Below are 8,871 nucleotides of genomic sequence, written 5' to 3' on the forward strand. Positions count from 1 at the left end.
GGTTTACCTTTCAGAAATTTCTAGGATGGCAAGAGTAATAATTTGCTTCGCTTCTTCTACCGAAATAGTAGGTATTGCTGTGCCTTCTACTCCCCCGACGTCCACATGGGCAACGAGTTGATTTTGTGGTTCTGTTTTAAATTCCAAGGCAGGAACATGGATAAACCCGGCTGGAATAGTTGTGCCGGCAACCGCGTGCATCAGCGAATAAAAAACATGGTTGCACACGTAGGTTCCTGCGGTGTAACTCAGCTCTGCAGGCAGATTCAGTGCCTGAGCTTTTTCAACGACGGTGCGTGTGGGCAACGTGGAAAAATAGGCGGCAGGTGCGTCTGCCACGATGGGAGAATCTTTGCGCTGAATGCCCTCAGTATCTGCGATTCGCGCATCATCCAGGTTTATGGCTACACGCTCTAAACTGACCTTATTCCGCCCCACCGCTACACCCAAGGCAATGACTGCATCAGGTGTTTCGGCGGCTATGGTTTCATTCAACCGTCGTGCCGACTCACCAAAGACAACGGGTAACTCTTGAAGAATAACTTCCACTGCCCACTCGGGATGCTCCTCACAGTGAGCGTGCACCGCATGAGCCAACCGATCAGTAGGATTCACCGGCACACCCTCAAAAGCGCCAAAGTAGGTGAGCAAAACACGCATGGATTGAGGTGCTTTCTGAGTCACTGCGAACTTTCCTTCCTTTAGGTAAAGTTACCCCTATGTCTTCAACTGAACAGCCCCACCGCTTAAACCGTCTCTATACCTATGATGCTCCTACTCAGGACGATTTAGGAGCTGTATCGGTGGATGGTTTCGATGAGGATGAGGACATCCAATCAGAGAACAAGCCCCGTGTTCCTGCGCAAGAAGATGCCAATCTTTTTCAGGGTATCTATCGGTATTTTCACCTGTATCTAAATTCGCGGGCTTATTCCAGCACCGCAGAACTGGTGTGGGGCATGAGCTACGCTGTGGTCTCTACCGTACTAATGTTCACTTTGATGGTGTGGATGGCGTCGGTGGTGCACACCGGCGGGGATGCGGTGTCCTCATTATTCCGAGTTCTCTACATGCTGGTGATTGTAGTAGCGCCCGTATGGCTAATTGTGCACATTACCCCCACCATCAACCTCATCAAGAGATTCCAGAACTATCGCAAACACCGCGACCCCGCCGGCATCTAGTCCCCTCTATTCGTCCTTGCCAGACTGATGTTCCGGCAAAAATTCAGGAACCGGCTGAATGATGGGCAGCATGGACGTTGCCACCTGTTCCTCCGGCTTCTGATACCGCCCCTGAGGGTGGGGATTACCCAACAAACGTGGAGCCTCAAATTCTTCACCCATCACATGCTTTTTCAAAAATGCCAGCACGGTTTGGTACCAAATCTTTGAGTTACCCGGTTTCAGAATCCAGTGACCTTCGTCGGGAAAATACAGGAATTTATGGTCTAAATGCGATGAATAGCGCTTGAGGTCAAACCACAGCATGTGCGCCTGGCTGATGGGAACACGGTAGTCTTTATCGCCGTGAATCACCAGCATGGGCGCTTGAATATTCTGTGCGAACTGATGCGGTGAGTAGGTATTGCGAACGTTATCCTCCGATTCCCACATCCACTCGTGCCACCCACCGTTATCGGTGGTGAAGTACATGTGCTCCTGGTTCCAAATCGAAGCATGGGTGACATAGCACTTAAACCTTTCGCCCTGCTGACCGGCTACCCAGTTCGTCATGTACCCGCCGTAAGAACCGCCCATAAACGCCATGCGTTCGCCGTCAATATCTTCGCGCTGTACGACGTCGTCGATGACCGCCATGATGTCGGCATAAGGTTCGGCGCCAATGGAGTGACCGCCTCGTTCAATCATCTGTTGACCGTAACCGGTGGATATACCGGGATCGGGAAGAAGGACGGCAAACCCAGCCTCGGTGAATACCCAGGGATTCCAGCGGTAGGTCCAGGCATTCCACGAGCCCCAAGGGCCACCGTGAGCGAAAACCACCAGGGGCAAGGGTCCGTCAGAATGTTCAGGTAGAGCCAGCCAGGAGGTTATGGGTGTTCCGTCTTCCACCACCGTGGTGAGTTTTTCTAGACGCCCGGGAGCGGTAAATTTGTCCAAAGGTGCGTCGGGAAAATCGCTCACCGCGCCGGTGTCGTCGTTAATCCGCACCGGATACGGCGCCTGCTGGTGGTTATCGCACAGAGCCACCAAACGCCCTCGTGAATAATTGAGCGATGAGTAGTTGTTTTGGTCGTCGGTCAGTTGCTTGGATTCGCCGTCAACGACCGAGCGGAAAATAGCTGAAGCACCCTGATAGTCAGCTACCGCCGCAAAATTATTGTCGTCAATCCAAACCGCTTTAGTGACCCATATATCCTGGTCGCAGAGCTGAGTAGTTAGCTCTTTCTTTTCGAAATCATAGATGCAGAGTTCCACTTTCATGGTTTGATCTTGCAACCAGTGACTGTGGCGATAGATGAAAGCACGGCGGTCTGAGGGGCTGAAATTTGCTACCTCAAAAGATTCTCGCTCGTTACCCTCGCATAGAAGAACCGTTTCTTCTTTACCGAAGAGGTCCACTAGAAAAATATGGTTCCGTTCATGCACACCGCGTAATTCACGTTTAATGTTGACCATCGCACGGCGTCCGGTGCGGTCCACCGTGAAATCGGTGAGTACGCCAGAGGGAAGTTCAATGCGGCGAATTCGCTTGTCCAGTTCTTTGACGAACAGCGCCTTTTCGCCGATTCCTTTGTCTTTATCCCAGAATCGGGTGGGGAATTCATCGTGCAATACAGCGCTCACGCCCTGCTTCTTGCGATCGTCGATAAGCTGAGCTGCGCTTTCAAAATCGCGGTCCACGGCATCGGCAGAGAAGATGAATAGCTCGCCGGATGCACGGCCACGCACCTCTAAATGGTCGATTCCGCCCGGAAAAGTGAAAGCAAGCTGAGGTTCACCGCGGCGGGGCAGACTATAGACGCCCTTTTCGCAGTCGAATTCTGCACCGTCGATTTCTTTATCCAGGCTGAAATAAATTTCACCGGCAGCCGACAGCGCCAGTAGCTGGGCGCCAGAATCAGAGGCACTCAGCGGCCAATAAGAGAAGTTCTCCCCCGCCACACCCATGGAAAAAAGTTGATTGCGGTACCTGGAACCGTCAGAAGATAGCGTGCTGACGCTGGCGACGACGTCCCCGTTGCGGTTAGCGGTGAGGTCGGTGATGCGTGCAGCACCGATGAGCTGGTCCAAGTAAGTGTTTTCTATCATGGCACTAGAGTACAGAGCCACCGCAAAACACGCGCGCCCGGCTCAATATGTGAGGCGGGCACGAATTGTCAATATAGCCGCTCGGCAAGCACAGCAACGGTGAACTAACCTTCTCGCCTGGTTCTCTAGCGCTCACAAAGGCGATTCATGCCAGACCCAGCCAGTTCACCTTACTGCTGTGCTTGCCGAGCTCTTCGACTTCTGCCCCATTTTATGCTGTGGGGTTGAGAATCAGCGTGTTGTTCCAGGGGTCGTTCACGCGCAGTGCGTTGCCGTCGAATTCGCTCTTGATGCCGTGGAATTTGAGGCGGTCAGCTGCCTGGGCGATGGATTCCTGGCCGGGGAGCTGCAGATTGACGATGCCGAGACCCAGGGTCTTGTCGCGGGGTCCTGCACCGCGAGAGTTCCAGATGTTCATTGCCATGTGGTGGTGGTAGCCACCTGCGGAAACGAACAGAGCCTGGTTGCCCATGCCCAAGGTGCGGTCAAAGCCCAGTGCTTTGACGTAGAAGTTCTGAGCGACGGCGGTATCGCCCACCTGTAGGTGAACGTGACCGATGGTGCCGGTTAGCCCCAGTGGATCGGTGGAAGTAGCAGCCTTCACGATTTCTTCTTCGGTGAGGTTTTCGCGGATGAACTGGATGGGGTCAATGTAGAGGGTATCCATGCGAACTTCGCCATTTAACCATGTCCATTCCTCGCGGGGGCGGTCCCAGTAGAGTTCCACGCCGTTGCCCTCGGGGTCTGCGAAGTAGAAGGCCTGGCTCACGAGGTGCTCGCCGGCGCCAGTGTACAGCTCCTGGTACTTGTTGAGGGTGCTCACCAATGACTTCGAAAGCTCTGCTTTGGTGGGGAACAGAACTGCGGTGTGGAACAGACCGGCGTCGGTGCGCGAGGGGTGGCGCAGTTCGGGGTCATGTTCGAGAATCAAGATGACTCGCTCAACGGGGTTGCCCTGTTCATCGTGATCTTCAAGCCCGAGCATCACTTCGCCGTTGGATGAGTTGATTTCATAGAGACCAACTCCCTTGGTGTAGAAGTCGTAGACGGCGTTCATGTCTTTGACGCGCAGACGCACGGCGCCCATGGTGGTCAGAGCGGGGAGCTTGTTTTCTGTCGGGGTAGATTCTTGGTTGATACCAAACATTGATATACTTTCCACGTAAAGTTTCTTCTTGATTGATTACTTTACGCTTCAAGTATTATTTTGACAAGAGATTCATCAAGCCTTCCACTGAATCCACTACTTTGAGCTTCTCCATATACACGGGATTCACAAAACCCGCATCCTGCATTGAAGAAATCATGGCGAGCAATGGATCCCAGAAACCATCAACATTGAGCAAAATAACGGGCTTACGGTGAATTTGCAGATAGTTCCACGTCCACACCTCAAAAAATTCTTCTAGCGTTCCCGGACCACCCGGCAGAGCCACAAATGCATCGGCAAGGTTCGCCATACGGGCTTTACGCTCGTGCATGTCGCGCACGATTTCCAGGTTAGAAATACCAGTATGCGCTTTCTCTTTTTCCACCATAAAACGGGGAATAATGCCATAGACCGTGCCGCCACCTTCGTGCGCGCCGTTGGCGAGCTCACCCATGAGACCCGTGCGTCCACCGCCGTAGACCAGTGCAATATTGTTTTCCGCTAGAGCGCCACCTAGCTCGCGGGCAACCTGAGAAAATCGAGGGTCATTGCCCTGCGACGACCCCAAGAACACAGCTAAAGCTTTCTGGGGTTGACTATGTTTTGCCGCCGGCTCCTCAATTTGTAGCGGCATTTTCTCCAGCTTGCGAAAAACGCACTCAGTATTCAGAGGAGCCTGATTGTGGTGGTCGCCAGTTTCAGGGTGAACCCACAGTACCTCTTCGATTTCGGCGGCAGGGCTCAGGTCGCGGAGCATCTCAAAAGATCCCATGTCGGCGGGCTGCCATTCGAAAACGTGAGCACGCACCTCAAAACCTGCCTCGTTCAGGGCAGGAGCAACATAGGTACCCATGTATTCGATATCGTCTTTGGTGAGTTTGAGGTTCAGTTCTTCATATACTTCTCGAAGTGCGGTAGCTGCGGCGCCCTCTCCCTCTTCGGGTTTCCCCCCCGGAAGCATAAAACCGGTTGTTCCGCGCTTTCGCACAGTAAGTACTTCTCCCGATTCGTTCCGAAAGACGACGGCAGAGACACATATAAAAGAAGCCATGGGGTTAACTATATGCCCCCTTGTTTAGCTTTACCCCTTCGGGCGGTTACCCAAAGAGGCTTCAGCGATGTGTTTTTGCAGATACTTCTGCAGGACGAGCGCGTGGTTATGTTCGGTATCTTTGGCGGCAAAAAGGAGCGTGAGGTTTAGGGGCTTGTCAGCCTTGAGTTTGTCGATGTAATCCTGTGCCTCGTCGCTCTGTTCGAGCTCCTGCTCATAGCGCTCTGCGAATTCTTCAAATTTATCGGGATCGTGGTTGAAGTCTTTGCGAGCCTCAGTCGAAGGAGCTAGATCTTTCGCCCAGTCGTCGATTTCGGCGTCTTCTTTCTTGATTCCGCGGGGCCAGATGCGGTCCACGAGAATGCGCGTACCGTCGCCCTGTGCCTTATCTTCAAAGATGCGTTTGATGTGAATCTTCATGATTTCTCCTCGGCTTTGCCGGCTTGATGTCTTTACTAGACTCTCACGAGCGCAAAAACTGCGCCAGATCCCCTCTCACAAACCGTCATAAAACAAAAGATAAGGTTCATTCCACGCTAAGTATTCTGTGGTGGCAGGCACAGGAGGGTATTCTAGATGAGAACATAGACGCCTATTTTGGGAGAGTTTCTCAATGTCAAAGATTATTTACACCCACACCGATGAAGCACCTTTGCTCGCCACTTATTCCTTCAAGCCCATTGTTGAAGCGTTTGCAGCAAGCGCCGGTATTGAGGTAGAAACCCGCGACATTTCCCTTGCAGGTCGTATTCTTGCCCAGTTCCCTGATTATCTGGAAGAAGATCAGAAAGTTGCTGATGCCCTGGCAGAGCTGGGCGAATTGGCTAAGACTCCTGAAGCTAACATCATCAAGCTTCCCAACATTTCGGCATCGGTTCCCCAGCTCAAAGCTGCTGTAGCGGAACTGCAGGCTGCCGGTTATGCGATTCCTGATTACCCCGAGGAAATCAAGGACGACAAAGATAAGGACGTGCGCGCACGCTACGACCGTGTGAAGGGTTCGGCTGTGAACCCCGTTCTGCGTGAAGGTAACTCTGACCGCCGCGCTCCCCTGTCTGTAAAGAACTTTGCTCGCAAGAACCCCCACTCCATGGGTGCTTGGTCTGCCGATTCTAAGACTTCTGTTGCCACCATGGGCAAGGCTGATTTCCGCGATAACGAGAAGTCAGTTGTGATGGAGTCAGACGATACTCTGAAGATTCAGCACATTGCCGCTAATGGCGACGTCACTGTTCTGAAGGAGTCGCTACCCGTTCTTGCCGGCGAAATCGTCGATGGCACTTTCATGAACGTTGAAGCACTCGATGAGTTCCTCAAGAACGAAATTGCTCTTGCCAAGGAAACCGGAGTGCTCTTCTCCGTGCATCTGAAGGCAACCATGATGAAGGTATCTGACCCCATCATCTTCGGTCACGTGGTTCGCGCGTTCTTCCCCTCCCTCTTCTCTAAGTACGGTGAGCAGCTTGAAGCAGCAGGTCTGAATGGCAACAACGGCTTGGGCGCCATCCTTTCCGGCATTGATTCCCTACCCGCTGATATTCAGGACGGCGTACGTGCGGAAATCGAGAAGGGTCTGGCAGAAGGTCCCGCTTTGGCAATGGTGAACTCCGACAAGGGAATCACTAACCTGCACGTTCCCTCCGACGTTATTGTGGATGCATCCATGCCCGCAATGATTCGCTCCTCCGGTCACATGTGGAACAAGGATGGCGAAGAGCAGGATACCCTGGCTGTGCTTCCCGATTCTTCCTACGCTGGCATCTACCAGGCAGTAATTGATGACTGCAAGAAGAACGGCGCGTTCGATCCCACCACCATGGGCACTGTCCCTAACGTTGGTTTGATGGCGCAGAAGGCTGAAGAGTACGGCTCACACGATAAGACCTTCGAGATTGCAACTCAGGGTAAGGTTCAGGTTGTAAACTCCGCTGGTGATGTTCTCATTGAACACGACGTTCAGGCTGGCGACATCTGGCGCGCATGCCAGACCAAGGACATCCCTGTTCAGGACTGGGTCAAGCTCGCTGTGACTCGCGCCCGCGCGTCTGAAACTCCCGCCGTTTTCTGGTTGGATGAGTCCCGCGCTCACGACCGTAACCTCATTGAAAAGGTCAACAAGTACCTACCCGAGCACGACACCGAAGGTTTGGATATCCGTATCCTCTCCCCCATCGAGGCAACTAAGTTCTCGATTGAGCGCATCCGCAAGGGTGAGGACACCATTTCAGTAACCGGTAACGTGTTGCGTGACTACAACACTGACCTCTTCCCCATTTTGGAACTGGGTACTTCTGCAAAGATGCTCTCGATTGTTCCTTTGATTAACGGCGGTGGTCTGTTCGAGACCGGTGCGGGTGGTTCTGCGCCTAAACACGTTCAGCAGCTGGTCGAAGAGAACCACTTGCGCTGGGATTCACTCGGTGAGTTCTTGGCTTTGGCAGCTTCTTTCGAGCACTTGGCTAGGACCAACGACAACGCGGCGGCTCAGGTTCTTGCAGATACTTTGGACGCCGCAACCGGTACGTTCTTGAACGAGAACAAGTCCCCTTCACGCAAGGTGGGCGAGATCGACAACCGCGGTTCGCACTTCTACTTGGCGAAGTACTGGGCTGAGGAATTGGCTAACCAGAAGGATAATGCTGAGTTGGCTGAGAAGTTCGCACCGATTGCGAAGGCTCTGGCTGAAAACGAGGACGCAATCAACGCCGAGCTGCTCGGTGTTCAGGGTTCAGCGGTTGAGCTGGGCGGCTACTACAAGCCCTCAGATGAGAAGGCAGACGCAGCGATGCGCCCGTCGGCAAAGCTGAATGAGATTGTGGCTGAATTATAATTATAACATCCTAGGTTTTAAACACGCTGTGGTGATAGCCTTCCAGGCATCACCACGGCTTGTTTCTGAATATTGGTAATTATGCTAAAAAAAGCCAAAAAATTTCAACAATTAACCACTCATCCCATCCGCCCCTTCAGCTCACATTAGGGCAGACTCTAGCTGACATAATCCTTTCTAACTCACAATGGGTTCATAGAACCAACGAAGTTATTAGTTTCGATAGTTCGATTTTCTCCAATAAAAGAAAAATTTCCGTGGACTGCACTCCGCCAACTAATTCTATTGCAATGAGAACAATTTCGAAACAATATGATAATGATCTAGAATCCTATTTGATACCACTCGGGCTTCTCGAGAAAAAACCTATTCAATCACTAGATATTACTTATGAGGGAAAAACCTGTCCTACAATAACTAGCAAAGAAAATTCTGATTTGATAGAAAAAATGTTAACCAGTTTTTTCGAAGATAACATCTCACCTTACCTCGACCAAACTATATTAATAAATATACTAGATAAAGTTAATTGGGTCATCAAGGTAACAAGCCACAGTTATGGTTA

Annotated in this window: 8 protein-coding genes; 3 read left to right on the top strand and 5 right to left on the bottom strand. The window is 51.9% G+C overall.

All coding sequences use genetic code 11. The features are described 5' to 3' along the window. Nucleotides 1-3: 3 nt before the first annotated feature. Nucleotides 4-684, bottom strand: coding sequence for a hypothetical protein (locus tag A7E48_RS07190; RefSeq protein ID WP_083147269.1), 681 nt, complete (start codon nucleotides 682-684; stop codon nucleotides 4-6). 35 nt (nucleotides 685-719) lie between these two features. Here A7E48_RS07190 and A7E48_RS07195 point away from each other — a divergent pair, with 35 nt between their 5' ends. After that, nucleotides 720-1,184 carry a hypothetical protein gene (locus tag A7E48_RS07195; RefSeq protein WP_068171465.1) on the top strand — a complete coding sequence of 155 codons (465 nt, stop codon included), beginning with the start codon at nucleotides 720-722 and terminating at the stop codon, nucleotides 1,182-1,184. Nucleotides 1,185-1,190: 6 nt separating this feature from the next. Here the strand turns inward: A7E48_RS07195 and A7E48_RS07200 are convergent, their stop codons facing one another. The 4 genes from A7E48_RS07200 to A7E48_RS07215 form a co-directional block, all read right to left on the bottom strand. Then, nucleotides 1,191-3,275 carry a S9 family peptidase gene (locus tag A7E48_RS07200; protein WP_083147270.1) on the bottom strand — a complete coding sequence of 695 codons (2,085 nt, stop codon included), beginning with the start codon at nucleotides 3,273-3,275 and terminating at the stop codon, nucleotides 1,191-1,193. 211 nt (nucleotides 3,276-3,486) lie between these two features. After that, complete coding sequence (locus A7E48_RS07205) at nucleotides 3,487-4,437, bottom strand: VOC family protein (RefSeq protein ID WP_233126024.1); 951 nt, start codon at nucleotides 4,435-4,437, stop codon at nucleotides 3,487-3,489. A 40-nt stretch (nucleotides 4,438-4,477) separates the two neighbouring features. Then, nucleotides 4,478-5,476 (bottom strand): TIGR00730 family Rossman fold protein, encoded by a 999-nt coding sequence (locus A7E48_RS11390; RefSeq protein WP_083147271.1) that lies wholly within the window; start codon nucleotides 5,474-5,476, stop codon nucleotides 4,478-4,480. 30 nt (nucleotides 5,477-5,506) lie between these two features. Next, nucleotides 5,507-5,896 (bottom strand): DUF488 domain-containing protein, encoded by a 390-nt coding sequence (locus tag A7E48_RS07215; RefSeq protein WP_068171472.1) that lies wholly within the window; start codon nucleotides 5,894-5,896, stop codon nucleotides 5,507-5,509. Between the two features lie 193 nt (nucleotides 5,897-6,089). On the opposite strand from A7E48_RS07215, the gene A7E48_RS07220 reads away from it, so the two are divergent. Together A7E48_RS07220 and A7E48_RS11395 are read left to right on the top strand one after the other, a co-directional pair. Next, complete coding sequence (locus tag A7E48_RS07220; RefSeq protein ID WP_068171474.1) at nucleotides 6,090-8,306, top strand: NADP-dependent isocitrate dehydrogenase; 2,217 nt, start codon at nucleotides 6,090-6,092, stop codon at nucleotides 8,304-8,306. 257 nt (nucleotides 8,307-8,563) lie between these two features. Then, a partial coding sequence (locus A7E48_RS11395; protein ID WP_233126025.1) for a hypothetical protein occupies nucleotides 8,564-8,871 on the top strand: 308 nt, incomplete at its 3' end.

It is taken from the genome of Rothia sp. ND6WE1A (genome assembly GCF_001683935.1).
GTDB lineage: Bacteria > Actinomycetota > Actinomycetes > Actinomycetales > Micrococcaceae > Rothia > Rothia amarae.

Coding starts and splice junctions, on each gene's coding strand:
- A7E48_RS07195 (WP_068171465.1), top strand. CDS start 720: ATGTCTTCAACTGAACAGCCCCACCGCTTAAACCGTCTCTATACCTAT.
- A7E48_RS07200 (WP_083147270.1), bottom strand. CDS start 3,275: ATGATAGAAAACACTTACTTGGACCAGCTCATCGGTGCTGCACGCATC.
- A7E48_RS11390 (WP_083147271.1), bottom strand. CDS start 5,476: ATGGCTTCTTTTATATGTGTCTCTGCCGTCGTCTTTCGGAACGAATCG.
- A7E48_RS07215 (WP_068171472.1), bottom strand. CDS start 5,896: ATGAAGATTCACATCAAACGCATCTTTGAAGATAAGGCACAGGGCGAC.
- A7E48_RS07220 (WP_068171474.1), top strand. CDS start 6,090: ATGTCAAAGATTATTTACACCCACACCGATGAAGCACCTTTGCTCGCC.